The organism is Bradyrhizobium sp. HKCCYLS20291, from assembly GCF_051167715.1.
Taxonomy (GTDB): domain Bacteria; phylum Pseudomonadota; class Alphaproteobacteria; order Rhizobiales; family Xanthobacteraceae; genus Bradyrhizobium.
Genome location: NZ_JBNPTO010000002.1, coordinates 50020 through 67510 on the forward strand (window position 1 = coordinate 50020; position 17491 = coordinate 67510).

Consider the following 17491-nt stretch of genomic DNA (forward strand, 5'->3'; position numbering starts at 1 on the left):
ACAGTCGCGTCGGGAGAGATCGGCTCTTTGAAGTTCTGGTTGAACATCAAGGGCCGGCGCCGAAGGAGCAACCGCCCCGGAAACTCTCAGGCAAAAGGACCCTCGCGACTTCAACTGCATCTGGAAAGAGACGCTGGCCGGGCTTGATCCCGGGAGGCGTCCGCCGACGGGATAATACTCTCAGGCACAGCGACAGATGGGGCTTCGGTAGCGTTTTTCGGGACTGGTCCCGAGGAACCGCGCGAGGACCCCTGATGGCTGAACCGGCTGCCCCCCTCTCTTTGAAGCGAACACCTGTCCATGCGCTGCATGTCAGCCTCGACGGCAAAATGGTGCCGTTTGCGGGCTATGAGATGCCCGTGCAATACGCGCCCGGCGTGCTCAAGGAGCACCTCCATACCCGCAGCCACGCCGGGCTATTCGACGTCTCCCACATGGGCCAGGTCGCGCTGGTGCCGAAATCCGGCAACGTCGCCGACGCCGCGGCCGCGCTGGAGCGGCTTGTGCCGCAGGACATCATTGGCATTCCTGCCGGCCGCCAGCGCTATGCGCAGTTCACCAATGCCGACGGCGGCATTCTCGACGACCTGATGGTGGCCAATTTCGGCGAGCACCTGGTGCTGGTCGTCAACGCTGCCTGCAAGGAGGCCGATATCGCGCTGCTGCGCGACGGAGTGTCCGACGTCTGCGAGGTGCAGCCGCTGACAGACCGCGCGCTGCTGGCGCTGCAGGGGCCGAAGGCGGCGTCCGTGCTGGCGAAATTCTGTGCAGAGGCCGAGGCGATGCGGTTCATGGACGCCGGCCCGCGCACGGTCGACGGTCTCGCCTGCTACGTCTCACGCTCCGGCTACACCGGCGAGGACGGCTACGAGATCTCGGTGCCGGCCGACCAGGTCGAGCAGCTGGCCGAGGCGCTGCTGTCCGACAAGGATGTGCTGCCGATCGGGCTGGGTGCCCGCGACAGCCTGCGGCTCGAGGCCGGGCTCTGCCTGTACGGCCATGACATCGACACGACCACCACGCCGGTCGAGGCCGCGCTGGAATGGTCGGTGCAGAAGGTTCGCCGCAATGGCGGCGCGCGCGCCGGCGGTTTTCCGGGGGCAGCCAAGATCCTGGCGCAGTTCGAGGGTGGTGCGGCCCGCCGCCGCGTCGGCCTGAGGCCGGAGGGCCGCGCGCCGGTGCGCGAGGGCGCGACGCTGTTCGCGACCGCCGATTCGACCGAGCCGGTCGGCAAGGTGACCTCCGGCGGCTTCGGGCCGACGCTTAATGCGCCGGTCGCAATGGGCTACGTGCCGACCGCCCTCGCGGCTTTGGACACCCAATTGTTCGCCGACGTGCGCGGGCAGCGGCTGCCGCTGCGCGTCGCCGCCACGCCTTTCGTCCCCAACACCTACAAACGTTGACCCCTGCAAGCGCTGAAGGACGTCCATGACCACGCTTTACACGTCAGACCATGAATGGCTCAGCATCGATGGCGACGTCGCCACCATCGGGATCACCGATTATGCCCAGGCCCAGCTCGGCGACGTCGTGTTCGTCGAACTGCCGCAGGTCGGCCGCGCGCTGAAGAAGACCGAAGCCGCCGCGGTGGTCGAATCGGTCAAGGCCGCCTCCGACGTCTACGCGCCAATCACCGGCGAGGTGGTCGAGGTCAACCAGGCGATCGTCGACGAACCCGCGTTGGTCAACACCGACGCCAATGGCAAGGCCTGGTTCTTCAAGCTGAAGATCGCCGACAAGGCCGAGCTCGGCGGCCTGATGGATGAGGCTGCCTACAAGGCGCACACGGCGTGATGAGTTCGCGGGTCACCACACCCGCCGTCATGCCCCGCGCAGGCGGGGCATCCAGTACTCACCAGCGTCAGCGGTCGACCACAGGCGCCTCGGCGTACCGGATCGTCCGCTGGAGCCTGTCCTCGGGCTCGCCGCAGGCGAGAACCGGGGACGGACGATGACACCAACTTTGGATCTTCCAGCGAGGCCCTCATGACCACGCCGCTCAAGCCGCTCGATGATGCCGCCACCAGCTTCGCCCGCCGCCATATCGGTCCCTCGCCCCGTGACGTCGCGGCGCTGCTGGAGACCGTCGGCGCGAAGAGCGTCGCGGAGCTGATGGCGCAGACTCTGCCTTCCAGCATTCGTCAGACCGCTCCGCTCACGCTCGAACCGGCGCTGAGCGAGGTCGAGGCGATCGGCCACATGCGCGCGCTGGCGGCGCAGAACGAGGTCTTCACCTCGTTGATCGGCCAGGGCTATTCCGGCACGCTCATGCCAGCGGTGATCCAGCGCAACATCCTCGAGAACCCGGCCTGGTACACTGCCTACACGCCCTATCAGCCCGAGATCAGCCAGGGCCGGCTGGAGGCGCTGTTCAACTTCCAGACCATGATCTGCGACCTCACCGGGCTCGACGTCGCCAACGCCTCGCTGCTCGACGAGGGCACTGCGGCTGCGGAGGCGATGGCGCTGGCCGAGCGATCGGCGCGGGCGAAGACCAAGGCGTTCTTCGTCGACCACAACGTTCACCCGCAGACCTTGGCCGTGCTGCGCACCCGCGCCGAGCCGCTGGGCTGGCAGCTGATCGTCGGTGATCCCGCCAAGGATCTGGACAGCGCCGAGGTGTTCGGCGGGCTGCTGCAATATCCCGACACGACCGGCGCGTTGCGCGATCCGCGCGCCGCCATTGCACGGCTGCACGACAAGGGCGCGCTGGCAATCCTGGCCGCCGACCTGCTGGCGCTGACCTTGATCGCCTCGCCGGGCGAACTCGGCGCCGACATCGCGATCGGCTCGGCGCAGCGCTTCGGCGTGCCGATGGGCTATGGCGGACCCCACGCCGCCTACATGGCGGTGCGCGACGCACTGAAGCGCTCGCTGCCCGGCCGCATCGTCGGCCTGTCCGTCGATTCGCGCGGGGCGCCCGCTTACCGCCTGGCGCTGCAGACCCGCGAGCAGCACATCCGGCGCGAGAAGGCGACCTCGAACATCTGCACCGCGCAGGTGCTGCTGGCGGTGATCGCGGCAATGTACGCGGTCTATCACGGACCCGAGGGGCTGAAGGCGATCGCCCGCACGGTGCATCGCCGGACCGCGGTGCTGGCAGCCGGGCTGCGCAAGCTGGGCTTGGCGCCGGCCAGCGAGAGCTTCTTCGATACAGTCACCGTCGAAGCCGGCGCCAAGGCCGATTCGATCATCGCGCGTGCGGAAGGCGAGCGCATCAATCTCGGCCGCCACGGCAACAAGTTGCGCATCGCGCTCGACGAGACCACGACATCCGATGTCGTCGAAGCCGTCTGGCGCGCGTTCGGTGGCGAGCTGTCCTACGCAGACATCGAAGCTGGGGCGCGCGACGCTGTCCCGGCCGAGTTGAAGCGGCAGCGGCCGTACCTCACCCACCCCGTGTTCCACGCGCACCGCTCCGAGACGGAGATGCTGCGCTATTTGCGCAAGCTCGCCGACCGCGATCTCGCGCTCGACCGCGCGATGATTCCGCTCGGCTCCTGCACGATGAAGCTGAATGCGACCACCGAAATGATTCCGCTGACCTGGCCGGAATTCTCCAGCCTGCATCCGTTCGTGCCGCGCGCGCAGGCGGCCGGCTATCACACGATGTTCGCCGATCTCGAGGACTGGCTGTGCCGGATCTCCGGCTACGACGCGGTGTCGCTGCAGCCGAACTCGGGCGCACAGGGCGAGTATGCCGGCTTGCTGGCGATCCGCGGCTATCATGCCGCGCGCGGCGAGAGCCACCGCAGGATCTGCCTGATCCCCTCCTCCGCGCATGGCACCAACCCAGCGTCGGCGCACATGGTCGGCATGGAGGTCGTCGTGGTCGGCTGCGACACGGGCGGCAATGTCGACCTCGCCGATCTCAAGGCCAAGGCGGAGGCCCACAGCAAGACGCTCGCGGCCATCATGATCACCTATCCCTCGACCCACGGCGTGTTCGAGGAGCACATCCGGGACATCTGCGACATCGTCCATGCCCGTGGCGGCCAGGTCTATCTCGACGGCGCCAACCTGAATGCCCAGGTCGGCCTCTCCAGGCCCGGCGACTACGGCGCCGACGTCAGCCATTTCAACCTGCACAAGACGTTCTGCATCCCGCATGGCGGCGGCGGTCCGGGCATGGGCCCGATCGGCGTCAAGGCGCACCTCGCCCCGTTCCTGCCGGGACACCCCAGCACGGACGGCGCGAGCGCGCATCCGGTCGGGCCGGTCTCGGCCGCGCCTTACGGCTCGGCCTCGATCCTGACGATCTCCTACATCTACATGCTCTTGATGGGCGGCGACGGCCTGACGCGCGCGACAGAGATTGCGATCCTCAACGCCAACTACGTTGCGGCGCGGCTCGATCAGCATTTCCCGGTGCTCTACCGCAACGAGCGCGGCCGCGTCGCGCATGAATGCATCATCGATCCCAGGCCGCTGAAGCAGAGCAGCGGCGTCACCGTCGACGACATCGCCAAGCGGCTGATCGACTACGGCTTCCACGCGCCGACGATGAGCTTTCCGGTCGCCGGCACCTTGATGATTGAGCCGACCGAATCGGAATCGAAAGCCGAGCTCGATCGTTTCTGCGACGCCATGATCGCGATCCGCAAGGAGATCGCCGAGGTCGAACAGGGCCGCTTCAAGATCGAGGCCTCGCCGCTCCGCCACGCGCCGCACACGGTGCACGACATTGCGGACGACGACTGGAACAGGGCCTATCGCCGCAGCGAGGGCTGCTTCCCCGCGGGGACCTCGCGCACCGACAAATACTGGTGCCCGGTGGGCCGCGTCGACAACGTCTACGGCGACCGCAACCTGGTATGCTCGTGCCCGCCGGTCGGCGACTACGCGCAGGCGGCGGAGTAAGATCAGCATGTTGATCTGACGAACCCCGAGCAACCGGACGCGCCGCGTTCGGTTGCTCGGGCCTCAAAGATCCGGCCGAGCTTTCACACGATCCAAACGACAACGGGCGCCAAGGTCAAATGACCGGCGCCCGTTGCATTTCATCTCATTCGCTCGGCCCTACTCCTCCGCCGGCTCCTCGCCGTCGGCGTCGCGCTCGGCACTGCCGGCCAGGATCTGCTCGGCGATCAGGCCGGAGTTCTGGCGGATCGCGGCCTCGATCTTGGCGGTCATGTCAGGGTTGGCCTTGAGGAACGTCTTCGAGTTCTCGCGGCCCTGACCAAGGCGCTGGCTGTCATACGAGAACCAGGCGCCGGACTTCTCGACGATGCCGGCCTTGACGCCGAGATCGAGGATCTCGCCCATCTTGGACACGCCCTCGCCGTACATGATGTCGAATTCGACCTGCTTGAACGGCGGCGCCAGCTTGTTCTTCACCACCTTCACGCGGGTGGAGTTGCCGATCACCTCGTCACGCTCCTTGATCGCACCGATGCGGCGGATGTCGAGGCGCACCGAGGCGTAGAACTTCAGCGCGTTGCCGCCCGTTGTGGTCTCCGGCGAGCCGTACATCACACCGATCTTCATGCGGATCTGGTTGATGAAGATGACCATCGTGTTGGACTTGTTGATCGAGGCCGTCAGCTTGCGCAGCGCCTGGCTCATCAGGCGGGCCTGCAGACCGGGCAGCGACTCGCCCATCTCGCCTTCGAGCTCGGCCTTCGGCACCAGGGCCGCCACGGAATCGACCACCAGAACGTCGACAGCCCCTGAGCGCACCAGGGTATCGCAGATTTCCAGCGCCTGCTCACCCGTATCCGGCTGCGAGATCAGGAGCTCGTCGATGTTGACGCCCAGCTTGCGCGCATAGACCGGGTCGAGCGCATGCTCGGCATCGATGAAGGCGCAGATGCCGCCCTTCTTCTGCGCTTCCGCCACCGTGTGCAGGGCCAGCGTGGTCTTGCCCGAGGATTCCGGCCCGTAGATCTCGACGATGCGTCCCTTGGGCAGGCCGCCGATGCCGAGCGCGATATCGAGCCCGAGCGAGCCGGACGACACCGTCTCGACATCCATCGAGCGGTCGTTCTTGCCCAGCTTCATCACCGAGCCCTTGCCGAACTGACGTTCGATCTGGGACAGCGCCGCGGAGAGCGCCTTACTCTTATCCATGGAGGAACCTTCGACGATACGCAGGGCAGTGGCGGACATTGGCGCTCCTTATGGCGGGGATTCGCGGGATCGACAAACGGTTAACGAGGTGGCCAGCAATCTTGAGGTGAATGTACCCCATCTGTTCTTTGTTCGCAATATGTTCTTCTCGCCATCTGAAGCTTTTCAGATCGGACCGTTCGGCGGGCAACCGTGCGTGAGCCGAAACGGCCGCTGAAGCCAGCGCGCCCGCCCCGACCTGCCGTCGGGCTCGATGCGCCATTGCGGAGGTGCCGAAGAGACAGGATGCTAAGCACCAGAGTGGATGCCGCCATCCCCGCATCGCCGTGGTCGGACCGGACAAACCAAACCACAACCAGAAGATGCACCCCTCAAGCAGCCTTGCAGGATCTTTCGATCTGCGTTCTGTTCGATCCCGACGAATTGCGGCCAACTCTGCGAACCCATGCCAGATTCAGATATCGAACAAACAGTGACGCTCTGGCGCCCGGTCGGTCCGAAGGAACTCGCCTTGATCGAGGCGTCCGGCATGCGCGCATTTCCGCCTCGGTTGCCCGAGCAGCCGATCTTCTACCCTGTGCTCAGCGAAGACTATGCGGTGAAGATCGCGCGCGACTGGAACGTGCCGGCAAGCGGCCACGGCTATGTGGTGCGCTTCGCGATCGCGCGCAGCTTCATCTCTCGTTACCAAATCCAGGAGGCCGGCGGCCGTGATCATCTCGAATATTGGATACCGGGCGAACAGCTCGCCGAACTCAATGCTGCCATCGTCGGACTAATCGAGCTTGTCAGAACGTTTCCCTGACATGGCGTGCGTTGATCGGACGCTCCCGTGGTTCTCCTGAGTAGAACGAAGTTCCTAAGTATCTTCTGCTTTTGTTCGGCTCATTTCGTATGCACGCGTAAGCGTCGTGCACGACTGGCCTGTGGTCCCAGCGGTCCCGAGGGCGCAGCAACAGCCTGCTATCGCAGATCGTTGGATACGGCCCTAAGCACCCACCTCCAGCAAACGTAAAAATCAGCAGTTCAATTGCGCCGACATGATGGTCGGCAGATCAAGCGCTGTTCCCGTGCTGTGAGCAGCTCCGCTGATCAGACCTGCTTCGCGTGAGGTCGCGATAGCATGCCGCAGCGTTTGCGCCTACGTGAGACAGATCACTCGCCGTCGATTTCGGCTCAGGCGTTTCGGATAAGAGCCATTGTCATAAACTTTTGGTTGCGGTATAAGAATTCGGTTGTCGAACGCGAAACAAATTTTTGATCAGCCCCGAGTTTGTTTGTTCGTTGCGACGATGGCAGGCTCATATCAGCAAGCATGTGTAGCCGCCCCTGTCATGTGTAGGCGCTCGGCCCTGAAACCATCCGCGCCGAAAGAAAGCCCCGGACACTGTCCGGGGCTTTCGACGTTTGCGGTGTCCGCGATTAGTGGCCAACAGTGTCATCTCGTCGAACGATCTCGGCGGAACTGATTGGCCTCATGAACCAAGAGAGGACGAAGCGCGCGACGATGTGACTTGCCCCCTTCTGTCACGCTGGCCTCAGGCACCGTCAACTGCGCTTGCAGCGAAGCCCGGCCGACGGAAATCGGCTGTCCCGTGTGCGACACCTCAGGCACCGGCCATTGCGGCGGCCCCCGGTGATGCAACCTTGATTTGTCGCAAGGCGCGCACGCCAGTCTTGCACTACGCTTTTGTTTGTCACTGCCGAACTGCCCCGAGGGGGGAAGCTACGACGTTGATGCGGAGCCTCGGATCGCGGCGGTCCGGGGCTCACTTGCTCGACGAACATTGCAATCACCGCGTGTTCGGGCGCTGAGCGGACTATCAATAGTCGACCGTATTTTACCGGAATTGATCCCATCGGGTTTTCCGCCTCCATTTACGTTGCGTAAATCAAACCCAGCGGCCTGGGGCGGTCAGGGCTCACCGGTTTTGGCAATGCCGCTCTATTTCTTTCGTATCCGTAATGGCCACTTTTCAGGCGCGTCCGAGTATGGGACCGAGTGCGCCGATCGCAACGCAGCCTGGAAAGAGATGACGACGGTCTGCGCCGACATGGCCAGCAGCATCTCGCGGAAGCTCGCTGAAAATTCAGAATGGCAGATGGAGCTGCTCGACGAAACGAGACAGCCCGTGTTCCGCATCCGCATCGTCGCGGAGTCGCTGGATCAGGCCTGACGGGCCGCCGACCGCTCATCCAGAGTAGAATACAGAACGGCGATTCAATCGTTGACTGAAACCTTGACGCGGCTGATCGACTTTTCGGCACACGACATTGATCGAGATCAAAATGTCTGTTTCCATCATGGCAGACATTGGAACTATATGGGTAACTTGATCTTCAAATGTCCGCGGACCGGGATGAACGTTCAGCATTGGCTCGAAGAGCCGAGGGCGGGCGATCCCACATGTGCTTATGAAACCGTGGTCTGCAAGGCCTGTACCCGGCTTCACTTCATCAATCGGGACACCCGCAAGCTGCTCGGCGAGAAGGAATGAGCCGCTCGTACCGGATCAGTCTGCGCTCGGCAGCCGCCGCATCGTGAACTCGATGGCCCCGTCGGGCAGCTCGCGCCAGCTTTCGACGGCGCTCATATAGCCCGCCTTCGGATATCGGCTCAGATAGTCACGGGCTTTGGCGCGCGCTTCCTCGCGCGGCAGGGTGAACGTGTCGCGCACATACCCGTCGCCCCTTTGGCGCCGGGCCGCCATTCGGCTGGCAATGTCCCGCGGGCGCAACCCCATCGATGAGCTCCAACACGCTGCAACCCCGTCAATATAGACCAAGCTGCAGCGAATCCGAGTCTGAACGCTCGCGGGGCGCGCCGCCCCGAGCTTCACATCAATGGCAATGCATCAGTTCGTGCTGGCGCCGGTCTTCGGCTTCTTGGCCGCAGTGGTCTTCACGGGAGGCGTCGCCTTCGGCTGTTCGACGGTGCGCACATTGCCCCACGGATCGGAGTTCGCCTTGGCGTCGGGGATCTTGCGCATCGTGTCCTTGTAGGCCTTGTCTCGGGCCGCCTCAGCCTCCTTCTCCTCGGGGGTCTTGGAGGGGCCGTCAGCAAGGAGATTGATATTGGGCGTCTGCGCCAGTGCTGGAACGGCGCTGCCGGTCAGCAACGCAACCGACATCATCACGATCAGCTTCTTCATTGGTCACTCCCCGGTCTTCCGCCGCCTTATAGCACCGCTGGCCCGCGCGCCAAGCCCGTGCGAAGACTCAGGAACGGGCAGGCCTCAGGCGGGCTGGGCCTGGCCCGTCTCGTCAACGCGCGGACTGCAGAACAGCGCCACGGGGTCGCATTCCACCTGTCCCGTTGCGGGCATCCATCATAGGATTCCAACTCCGGCCATTTCAAGCCGCCCCGTCCGCGACAAACCATGCATTGACTCCACCTGCCGGAGCAAGCCGCGGAGGTGATCATGGGAGGATCTCCGTTCGTGCCGAATGACCCAGCCGACTTCACCATCACGCAAGCGCGCAACATTCTGAATGAGGTGTTTGCCCCCTGGATCCAGGACCTCGAACTGGCTGTCGAGGACATCAGCCCGTCGGCACAGGGGGAGCCCGGCTCAGTCCTGCGAATGCCGTTCTCGTCTCGTCTCTGCCGGGACAATGGCGTCGTCTGTGGTCAGGCGCTCATGGCGTTCGCCGACACCGCCATGGTGATAGCAATGGTGACTGCGAGCGGCGGCTACAGGCCGATGACCACCGTCGATCAGACCACACATTTCATGCGCGCCGTCGCCTCCTCCGACGTTCTCGCCGACGCGCGCGTGATCCGGATGGGGCGGACCATGAGCTTCGGCCGCGTCACACTGACGAGCGCGAACGACGGCAAACCGGTCGCCATGGTCTCGAGCGCCTTCGCGATGCTCTGACCGGATGGGCCGGAGACTTAATGAAAGGTGAAGACGACGGCGCGGCCTTTGCGCACGGCATTTATCTCAATGAAACGCGAGCCTGTTTTATTTTATGCGCTTTTGAGGCGAAGGTGACGGCAAATCGGCATCGGGTCGCGAGCGATGAGCGAGACAGCAAACAAACGGATTGCACCCCGGCATCGGGTGCTCAAGCAAGGCAGGCTGGCATTCGACGGCGGCGGGGCTGTCGATTGCACGGTCCGTAACATCTCGGACACCGGCGCCCGCGTCGAGGTGGTGAGCCCTGTCGGCCTGCCGGAAGCCTTCACGCTGGTGATCCCGGCCGACAAGTTCACGCGGCGCTGCCACGCGGTGTGGAGCCAGGACAAACGGATCGGCGTCGCCTTCGATTGAAAGAATGCAGGCCGGCTACGCCCGACGTTTGCGCCGCCGCCACACTGCGAGCCCCAGCAGCCCGACCAAAAATACCGCAGCCAGGAACGCGCCGCCGTCGAAGCGGCCGCCGGGCCGGTCGATCGTCCGTGACCACCACGACGGCGCCTCCCCGTCCCGCGCCAGCCGAAACGCCACGACGCTGTCGCCCAGCGTCGTGCCAGCCTCGGAATGCCCGCCCGCCGCGATCACCAGATATTGCTGTCCGTCCCATTCGTAGGTCATCGGGTTGGCGACGCCGGGAACCGGCAGCCGCCCCTGCCACAACTCTTGGCCCGAACCGGCATCATAGGCGCGCAGATAGGCGTCCATCGCCCCGGTAAAGACGAGCCCGCCAGCTGTGACGAGGACGCCGTTGACGAGCGGCGTGCCCCATTTGAACGCGAGCCCGAGCGGCGCGCGGTCCTCGGTGGTGCCGACGGTCGACCGCCATACGATCTTGCCGGCCCTGAGGTCGACGGCAACCATTTCACCCCAGGGCGGCCGATTGCACAGCAGGCCGAGCCGGGACATCGCCACGGTCCGCGTCACTGCGAACGGAGCGCCGCGCTGCGGTCCGAAGTCGACGCCGCGCGGCGGCGTCATCCGGTCGGCCTGATCGCGCGGGATCAGCCTGACGATGTGAACGGCCCGGCTGACATTGGCGTAGAGGATCTGACGGACGGGATCGAACGCAGCCCCACCCCAGTTCACGCCGCCGCCGGTCATTGGATACAGCAGTGTGCCCTGGGTCGTCGGCGGCGTGTACAGCCCGTCATTGCGCAAGCCCGCCAGTTGTTCGTCACAGGACGAGTCGATGAAGCCCGGCACGGGCCTGAAGATGTCATCCGGGGTGAAGCGTTGCTCCAGCAGGGCCGGCACGTGGGTCGGGAATGGCTGCGTCGGCGACAGGCGTTCGCCCTCGACTGCACCTTGCGGTACGGCGCGCTCCTCGACCGGCCAGACCGGCAGGCCAGTATCTCGGTCGAGCACGAACACGAAGCCCTGCTTGGTCGGCTGGATCACCACATCACGGCTGCCCTGCCCGTTGTCGAGCCGGGCCAGAGTCGGCTGTGCCGGCAGGTCGTAGTCCCAGACATCGTGGTGCGTGGTCTGGAAGGACCAGGCGATCGTGCCGTTCTCGACGCGCAGCGCGACCACGGAATCGGCGTGGCGGTTGTCGCCGGGGCGCAGGCCGCCGAAGAAGTCGGGACTGGGAGAGGACGTCGGCAGGAACACCAGCCCGCGCGCTTCGTCGACCGACATCGGCGCCCATACGTTGGCATGGCCCGCGGTGATGCCGTCATGGACCAGCGGATCGAAATTCCATCTGAGTTCGCCACTGCGCGCATCGAAGCCGCGCACGATGCCGGCGGGCGCGTCCACGCGCGCATTGTCGCCGATCGACGAACCCACGACCACGACGTCCCGGCCGACGACGGGGGCGGAGGTGATCTGAAATTCGCCCGCCCACAGCAAGTCCTTGGCAATGTCGATCCGCACCTCGCCGTCGCGGCCAAAGCCGGCGCAGGGTCGTCCGGTGCGGGCGTCGAGCGCGATCAGGCGGGCGTCGACCGTTCCCATGAACAGACGGCTGCGGCAGGCGGCATCGACGGCGGCGCTCTGGTCGACCCAGTAAGCGACGCCGCGGCACGCGTAACGATTGGCGGGCCGAAGACCATCGCCGACCTTGGGATCGAAGCGCCATTTTTCCGCGCCCGTGCCGGGATCGAGCGCGATCACCGCGTTGAACGGCGTGCAGAATACGAGACTGTCCTCGACCAGCAGCGGTGTCGCCTCGAACTTGGTACGACGCGCGGCGGCCGGTGATCGGCTCGCCATGTCACCGGTGTGATACGCCCAGGCCTGCACGAGCTTGTCGACATTCCCCGGCGTGATCTGGGCCAACGGAGAGAACCGCGTTCCGCCGGCATCTCCTCCCCAGTGCTGCCAGGCCCAAGCGGGCGAAAGCACCACCTGTGTCCAGATCACGGCGAGCGCGGCCAAACCTCGACAGAACGACATCGACGACCTTTCCATCAAACCGCGCCGCAGATGACGCGCCAGTTGAGGAAAACGCCAGTGAGCGCGCGGTCCAAGCCCGGTGGGACGGACGGCGGAGCCGCGGGACGAGTGGATCGTGCCAGCGCGGATCGCTGGTTCGAACGGCGATTCAGCTCGCCCCAAACGCAGGCGGCCGCCTCTTCAGACGGCCGCGCGCGATATCGATGTGATGCAGGTTCAGTATCCGTAGCCCCGCCGCGTCGGATAGTTCGAAGGTCCGCGCCCGTAGCCGCCCCCGCCGATCCCGATGCCGATGCTGACCGGGGGAACGACCCGCACCGGAGGCGGATAATATTCACGCGGCGGAGGCGGCGGCGGCGCATAGACCACCACGTCGTCGCCGGGGTCGCGGCGCGTCGGGCGGCTGGCGCGCTTCGGCGGATCGTCGTCGCGCTTTCTGGCCGGCTTTTCCTCCACCCGCTTGGGCGTCTCGGACTTGCGCGCCGGCGGCGTCTGGGTGCACGGACAGGTCGGACCGACCGCGACATTGGTCGGTGCGACAGCCGGAATGGCCGGCGCCACCGCCGGGATGGCTGCATTGGCCGCGGCGACCACAGGCGTGATGACGGGACGGTTGCGCAGCCGCTCGATCAACTTGCGCGCGGTCGGCGTGAGGTCACTGTCGGGATAGCGATCGAGAAAGCTCTGGTATGACGCCACCGTGTTGATCAGCACGGCATCGTTCCAGGCCGCCATCCGGTTATGCAGATCCAGCCATTGCCGCGCCTGCGGGCCGTAAGGCGCCGCCGTGTACAGCGTGACGAAGGCCTCATAGGCCTCGACGCTGCCGTCGCCGACGATGAGCTCGTTGGCAACCTCGATCGGCTTGCCTTGCAGGCTGCGCTTCCATTCGTCGACGCTGCGCTTCGCGACCTCAGGCCGCGGCCCGGCATTGGCGGAACTGGCATCGGTCGCGCCAACGAAACGGAAATCCTCGATCAAAGACGACGAGTCCCAGGGCGTCTGGCGTCCCTCGGTGGCCTTGTTCACGGCGACACGAACGCGCTTGAAGGCCTCCTCGATCGGCAGCCCAGGCTCGCGCGCCGCTTGCAGCAGCGCCGTGGTGTAAGGGCTGTTGGCCCCAGTACCGTCCTCGGCTTCGGCGCCGGGCGATGTCGAGTAGGACAGGAACGTGCCGGGCGCGCCGCTCTTGGTGTCGAGCAGCGCCAGACCGCGGCCGGCGCTCTGGCTGATCGCGGGGAACGGATTGTTGCGGCAGGCATCGAGCAGCAGGATGCGCATCCGGCTCGGCACCGAGTTGAGCGTATTCAGAAGATCGTTGAGACGCACCGCCTGCAGCGGAATGTCAGCCTCGCGGCGAGGATCGACGTCGACGGGGACGAGATAGTTCTCGCCATCGATTTGCAGACCGTGGCCGGCATAGAACACCAGCGCCACCGAATCCGGACCCTTGCTCGCGATCTTGGCGGCGAAGTCGCCGACCTCGCGGTTCAAATCCTTCTGCGACAGGTCGGCCGCCGTGGTCACGTCGAAGCCGGCCTCTCCCAGCATCTTCGCCATCGCGCTGGCGTCGTTGGCAGGGTTGGGGAGCGGCGTGACCGATCGATATGCCGACTGCCCGATTACCAGCGCCAGCCGGCTGCTTTCGGCCATGGCAGGCGCCAGACCGGCAAGCAGGCCGCCGGCGAGCAATGCGGCCCTGAGAGCGTGGCGAAACATGGGAACTCCAATTGGCTCATGATGTGCCGATTGGTCGAGCCGGCGCTCGACCCGGTTCATGCGGGGCCGAAATGCCGCAGTATTGGTCGAACGGTCGCGGTGGAACACGCCCCCCGCAGAACCAGCTACCGTCCCTCAGACAAGGTTAGCTCCTTGCTAACGCGACAGGCAAGCCGATGAACGAACGAATGGCGCAAATTTAAGGATTGTTGCGGAACATTCAGCCTCATTGGGTGCAGAATGACTGCTGGATCAGGCTCTTCATGAAGGTTCACCTCGTCGGCGATGACACAGCCAAGCTGACGCTGTTGCGCGGCATGTTGGCCGAGCGTTGCTCGCTTACATCTGAGCTGATCGGTGACGCCGGCATCAAGGGCCGTGACATCGACGCGATCGTGGTCGCCGCTGATCTGCGCGTCGTCGACAACATCGCCGCATTGAAGGAGATTGCCGACCGTATCGCGCGCATCCCGCGGCGGATCTTCCTCACCAATCACAAATCGCGCCTGTCCACGGTGCAGGCCTATGCGCTCGGCGCCACCAGCGTGCTGCCGAATGCGCCGAGCCGCAATCAGCTGCTGGGAAAGCTGCTCGGCGCACCGCCGAGCCCGGCCGCCATCAGCGTCGCAGTCGACGATCGCCAGGCCGCATCGGCGGGAGCAGCCAGCATCGCCGCGATGTTTGCAGCCGTGCTCAGCGGAGCCGAGATCGACATCGACGAGACCCGCCGCGCCGGAAAACGCATTGCGGACTGCGTCGCCGAGCACGGCCTGTCCGACTGGCTCACGACCGTTCGGCGCCACCATGAAGGCACCTATCAGCATTGCCTGCTGGTGACCGGCATCACCGTCGATTTCGGCCTGAGCCTCGGCGTGCACAGCACGGACCTCGAGCGGCTGTACATGGCGGCAATGTTCCACGACATCGGCAAGGCCAAGATCCCGCTTGCGATACTCGACAAGCCCGGCCGGCTCGATGCGACGGAGCGCGCGCTGGTCGAGACTCATCCGGCGGCCGGGTACGAGGTGCTGAAGGAGAATCCCTCGATCACGGCCGAAGTGCTCAGCGCCGTTCGTCATCACCACGAGTTCCTCGACGGCAGCGGCTATCCCGACGGGCTGATGGCCAACAACATTCCCGATCTGACACGCATCCTCACCATCTCCGACATCTTCTCGGCGCTGATCGAATATCGCAGCTACAAGCCGGTGATGGCGCGCGAGAAGGCTTATGAGATCCTCCAGGGCATGGAGGGCAAGCTCGAAAAGCCGCTGATCGGCGCATTCCGCGACGTGGCGCTGATCCGCTGAGCACAGGCCGCATTCCTGGTGAATGCACAGTTAAGGCGATGCGGCAAATCCGAGCTGATCGGCAAGGCCAATCTTGTCAGCTTTGCACTACCATTCGACCGAGCTGCAATTGCGTGCAGCGAGGGGATCAGCGGGACGTGGCCGAGATCATCGATCATAGCATTGCACGCGCGCCATCCGTTGCGGATGGACGCCGCAGCGAGCTGTCGCAGCCGGCGCGCACCGGTCTGCTCGACGGCGTGGCCTCTCAGGCCTGGCAGGATCTGGCGCGCCGCGCGCTGGAGCCGAACGGGTACTATCTGCCCGGCTGGGAGCTCGCGGTGAACGCGTCGGCTCGCGGCCGCACCGGAACGGCGGCGCTGAGCGTATGGGATGACGGTCGGCCCGCGCAGCTGATCGGCCTGATGCCGGTCACCTCGCTGTGGCGCGCCTATCGGCTGCCGCTGCCGGTGCTGGCGAGCGGCCATCCCTACGGCACGTTGTGCACACCGCTGATCGACAGCGACCGCGCGGAAACGGCCATCACTCGACTGCTCGAGGCCGCGCGACGCACCGGCGCACGCGCCGTGCTGTTGCGCGACATGTCCACCGCCGGCCCCGCGATGCGCGCGTTCGAGGACGTACTGCGGCGGGACGGTTTGCGGCCACGCATCGTGCAATCCCACGAGCGCGCGCTGCTCGATGCGACCGGCGATGGCGACGCAGTGTTGCAGGATGCGCTTGGCGCCAAGAAGCTGAAGGAGCTCGGCCGCCAGCGTCGCCGGCTGGCCGAACACGGCGCCGTTCGTTTCGAGGTGGCGCGCTCGCCGGGCGAGGTGACGGATGCGCTGGAAACCTTCCTCACCCTCGAGGCGAGCGGATGGAAGGGCCGGCGCGGCACCGCGCTGGTTCAGCACAACGGCGATGCGGCGTTCATCCGCCGCGCGCCGCCGGCGCTGGCGCAGGACCATGCCTGCGAGATCGTCACGCTTCACGCGGGCGACGCGGCGGTGGCGTCGGGCCTCGTGCTGCGGCATCAGGACCGCGCCTTCTTCTTCAAGCTCGGCGTCGACGAGCGCTTCGCAAAGTATTCGCCGGGCGTGCAGCTGACGCTCGACCTGACGCGTCATCTCTGCAGCGATCCGGCGATTCGGACTGCCGATTCCACCGCCGGCCCCGACCACCCGATGATCAATCCGATCTGGCGCGGGCGGCTTGCGATCGGCGACGTGCTGATCCCGCTGCATGCGCGCGATCCGGCCGTCGAGATCATCCACGCCGCACTGATCGCCAGGCGCGAGGGCCTCGGCTTCGCCCGGCGCGCGGTGCATGCGATCCGCGACTGGCGGAAAAACCGCAACCCTACTCCGCAGCCTCGGCATTGACCTCGGCCGACACCTGCCGGATTGCGCGCGCCAGCATCTGCGGATCCTGCGCGCCTGATACGGCGTATTTCTGCGCGAAGACGTAGGTCGGCACGCCGGAGATACCCTTCTCCGCGGCCTCCTGCGCCTGCCCCGAGACCAGCGCGACGTCCTCGTCAGTCGCCAGCATCCGGCGCACGACGTCGCCATCAAGCCCGCAATCCGCTGCGGCCTGCACCATCACCTCGACATCGGTGAGGTCGCCGCCGTCGCGGAAATACAACTCCATCAGCCGCTGCTTCATCTCCGGCGCCTTGCCGATCTGGCCGGCCCAGTGGATCAGGCGATGGCAATCGGTGGTGTTGGGCTGGCGCGCGACCTTGTCAGGCCGGTAGCTCAGCCCCTCCTGCTCGGCCGCCGCGACCACGCGGCCGGCGATGCCCTTGTAGGCCTCGACAGAGCCGAACTTCGTCACCAAGTACTGCTCGCGGCTGATGCCCTCGCGCGGCACCCAGGGATTGAGGAAGAACGGCCGGTAGTTCAACGTCACCGGCACGTCCGGCGCGAGCTTCAGCGCCTCCTCGATGCGATGCTTGCCGATGTAGCACCAGGGACAGACGACGTCCGAGACGACGTCGATGGTCAGCGGCTTCAAGGTGCTCATGCGCGTCGCTCCGGGTTGGCTTGCCGTCCGCTCAAGATAAGCCCCTCATCGGTCAACACAAGCGTG

General features: G+C 65.5%; 16 protein-coding genes and 1 riboswitch. Of the genes, 10 read left to right on the forward strand and 6 right to left on the reverse strand.

Annotation, left to right across the window (positions count from 1 at the left end):
- A riboswitch (glycine riboswitch) is annotated at positions 1 to 112 on the forward strand.
- Between the two features lie 142 nt (positions 113 to 254).
- The 3 genes from gcvT (at position 255) to gcvP (ending at position 4860) form a co-directional block, all read left to right on the forward strand.
- Positions 255 to 1403, forward strand: a complete 1149-nt coding sequence (gene gcvT / locus ACQR07_RS04265; protein WP_434901111.1) for a glycine cleavage system aminomethyltransferase GcvT — start codon at positions 255 to 257, stop codon at positions 1401 to 1403.
- 25 nt (positions 1404 to 1428) lie between these two features.
- Positions 1429 to 1794, forward strand: a complete 366-nt coding sequence (gene gcvH, locus ACQR07_RS04270; protein ID WP_434901112.1) for a glycine cleavage system protein GcvH — start codon at positions 1429 to 1431, stop codon at positions 1792 to 1794.
- A gap of 192 nt (positions 1795 to 1986) precedes the next feature.
- Complete coding sequence (gene gcvP, locus ACQR07_RS04275; RefSeq protein ID WP_434901113.1) at positions 1987 to 4860, forward strand: aminomethyl-transferring glycine dehydrogenase; 2874 nt, start codon at positions 1987 to 1989, stop codon at positions 4858 to 4860.
- Positions 4861 to 5019: 159 nt separating this feature from the next.
- Here the strand turns inward: gcvP and recA are convergent, their stop codons facing one another.
- Positions 5020 to 6108: a recombinase RecA gene (recA, locus tag ACQR07_RS04280; protein ID WP_434864958.1), complete on the reverse strand. Its 1089-nt coding sequence runs from the start codon at positions 6106 to 6108 to the stop codon at positions 5020 to 5022.
- Between the two features lie 472 nt (positions 6109 to 6580).
- Between recA and ACQR07_RS04285 the strand changes: the two genes are divergently transcribed.
- The 3 genes from ACQR07_RS04285 (at position 6581) to ACQR07_RS04295 (ending at position 8567) form a co-directional block, all read left to right on the forward strand.
- Positions 6581 to 6874 carry a hypothetical protein gene (locus tag ACQR07_RS04285; RefSeq protein ID WP_434901114.1) on the forward strand — a complete coding sequence of 98 codons (294 nt, stop codon included), beginning with the start codon at positions 6581 to 6583 and terminating at the stop codon, positions 6872 to 6874.
- A gap of 1132 nt (positions 6875 to 8006) precedes the next feature.
- Complete coding sequence (locus tag ACQR07_RS04290) at positions 8007 to 8246, forward strand: DUF6894 family protein (protein WP_015665825.1); 240 nt, start codon at positions 8007 to 8009, stop codon at positions 8244 to 8246.
- Between the two features lie 51 nt (positions 8247 to 8297).
- Positions 8298 to 8567, forward strand: coding sequence for a hypothetical protein (locus tag ACQR07_RS04295; RefSeq protein ID WP_434901115.1), 270 nt, complete (start codon positions 8298 to 8300; stop codon positions 8565 to 8567).
- 15 nt (positions 8568 to 8582) lie between these two features.
- On the opposite strand, the gene ACQR07_RS04300 is transcribed toward ACQR07_RS04295, so the two are convergent.
- Positions 8583 to 8813, reverse strand: a complete 231-nt coding sequence (locus ACQR07_RS04300) for a hypothetical protein (protein WP_434901116.1) — start codon at positions 8811 to 8813, stop codon at positions 8583 to 8585.
- Between the two features lie 111 nt (positions 8814 to 8924).
- A complete protein-coding gene (locus tag ACQR07_RS04305) occupies positions 8925 to 9221 on the reverse strand; it encodes a hypothetical protein (protein WP_434901117.1) in 297 nt (98 codons plus the stop codon).
- 288 nt (positions 9222 to 9509) lie between these two features.
- Between ACQR07_RS04305 and ACQR07_RS04310 the strand changes: the two genes are divergently transcribed.
- Both ACQR07_RS04310 and ACQR07_RS04315 read left to right on the forward strand, forming a co-directional pair.
- On the forward strand, positions 9510 to 9950 hold the full coding sequence (locus ACQR07_RS04310) for a PaaI family thioesterase (protein WP_434901742.1): 441 nt from the start codon (positions 9510 to 9512) through the stop codon (positions 9948 to 9950).
- A 144-nt stretch (positions 9951 to 10094) separates the two neighbouring features.
- Complete coding sequence (locus tag ACQR07_RS04315) at positions 10095 to 10346, forward strand: PilZ domain-containing protein (RefSeq protein WP_434901118.1); 252 nt, start codon at positions 10095 to 10097, stop codon at positions 10344 to 10346.
- A gap of 15 nt (positions 10347 to 10361) precedes the next feature.
- Here ACQR07_RS04315 and ACQR07_RS04320 read toward each other — a convergent pair whose 3' ends face one another.
- Positions 10362 to 12389, reverse strand: a complete 2028-nt coding sequence (locus tag ACQR07_RS04320; RefSeq protein ID WP_434901119.1) for a pyrroloquinoline quinone-dependent dehydrogenase — start codon at positions 12387 to 12389, stop codon at positions 10362 to 10364.
- A gap of 216 nt (positions 12390 to 12605) precedes the next feature.
- Positions 12606 to 14108 carry a caspase family protein gene (locus ACQR07_RS04325; protein ID WP_434901120.1) on the reverse strand — a complete coding sequence of 501 codons (1503 nt, stop codon included), beginning with the start codon at positions 14106 to 14108 and terminating at the stop codon, positions 12606 to 12608.
- Between the two features lie 263 nt (positions 14109 to 14371).
- Between ACQR07_RS04325 and ACQR07_RS04330 the strand changes: the two genes are divergently transcribed.
- Together ACQR07_RS04330 and ACQR07_RS04335 are read left to right on the forward strand one after the other, a co-directional pair.
- Positions 14372 to 15418 (forward strand): HD-GYP domain-containing protein, encoded by a 1047-nt coding sequence (locus tag ACQR07_RS04330; RefSeq protein WP_434901121.1) that lies wholly within the window; start codon positions 14372 to 14374, stop codon positions 15416 to 15418.
- A 137-nt stretch (positions 15419 to 15555) separates the two neighbouring features.
- Complete coding sequence (locus ACQR07_RS04335; protein WP_434901743.1) at positions 15556 to 16782, forward strand: GNAT family N-acetyltransferase; 1227 nt, start codon at positions 15556 to 15558, stop codon at positions 16780 to 16782.
- Here the strand turns inward: ACQR07_RS04335 and ACQR07_RS04340 are convergent.
- Positions 16760 to 17425 (reverse strand): DsbA family oxidoreductase, encoded by a 666-nt coding sequence (locus ACQR07_RS04340; protein WP_434901122.1) that lies wholly within the window; start codon positions 17423 to 17425, stop codon positions 16760 to 16762. The two genes, ACQR07_RS04335 and ACQR07_RS04340, sit on opposite strands and share 23 nt — an antisense overlap.
- Positions 17426 to 17491 lie beyond the last annotated feature (66 nt).

Coding starts and splice junctions, on each gene's coding strand:
- gcvH (WP_434901112.1), top strand. CDS start 1,429: ATGACCACGCTTTACACGTCAGACCATGAATGGCTCAGCATCGATGGC.
- recA (WP_434864958.1), bottom strand. CDS start 6,108: ATGTCCGCCACTGCCCTGCGTATCGTCGAAGGTTCCTCCATGGATAAG.
- ACQR07_RS04320 (WP_434901119.1), bottom strand. CDS start 12,389: ATGTCGTTCTGTCGAGGTTTGGCCGCGCTCGCCGTGATCTGGACACAG.
- gcvT (WP_434901111.1), top strand. CDS start 255: ATGGCTGAACCGGCTGCCCCCCTCTCTTTGAAGCGAACACCTGTCCAT.
- ACQR07_RS04290 (WP_015665825.1), top strand. CDS start 8,007: ATGCCGCTCTATTTCTTTCGTATCCGTAATGGCCACTTTTCAGGCGCG.
- ACQR07_RS04315 (WP_434901118.1), top strand. CDS start 10,095: ATGAGCGAGACAGCAAACAAACGGATTGCACCCCGGCATCGGGTGCTC.
- ACQR07_RS04300 (WP_434901116.1), bottom strand. CDS start 8,813: ATGGGGTTGCGCCCGCGGGACATTGCCAGCCGAATGGCGGCCCGGCGC.
- gcvP (WP_434901113.1), top strand. CDS start 1,987: ATGACCACGCCGCTCAAGCCGCTCGATGATGCCGCCACCAGCTTCGCC.
- ACQR07_RS04340 (WP_434901122.1), bottom strand. CDS start 17,425: ATGAGCACCTTGAAGCCGCTGACCATCGACGTCGTCTCGGACGTCGTC.
- ACQR07_RS04305 (WP_434901117.1), bottom strand. CDS start 9,221: ATGAAGAAGCTGATCGTGATGATGTCGGTTGCGTTGCTGACCGGCAGC.
- ACQR07_RS04330 (WP_434901121.1), top strand. CDS start 14,372: ATGAAGGTTCACCTCGTCGGCGATGACACAGCCAAGCTGACGCTGTTG.
- ACQR07_RS04325 (WP_434901120.1), bottom strand. CDS start 14,108: ATGTTTCGCCACGCTCTCAGGGCCGCATTGCTCGCCGGCGGCCTGCTT.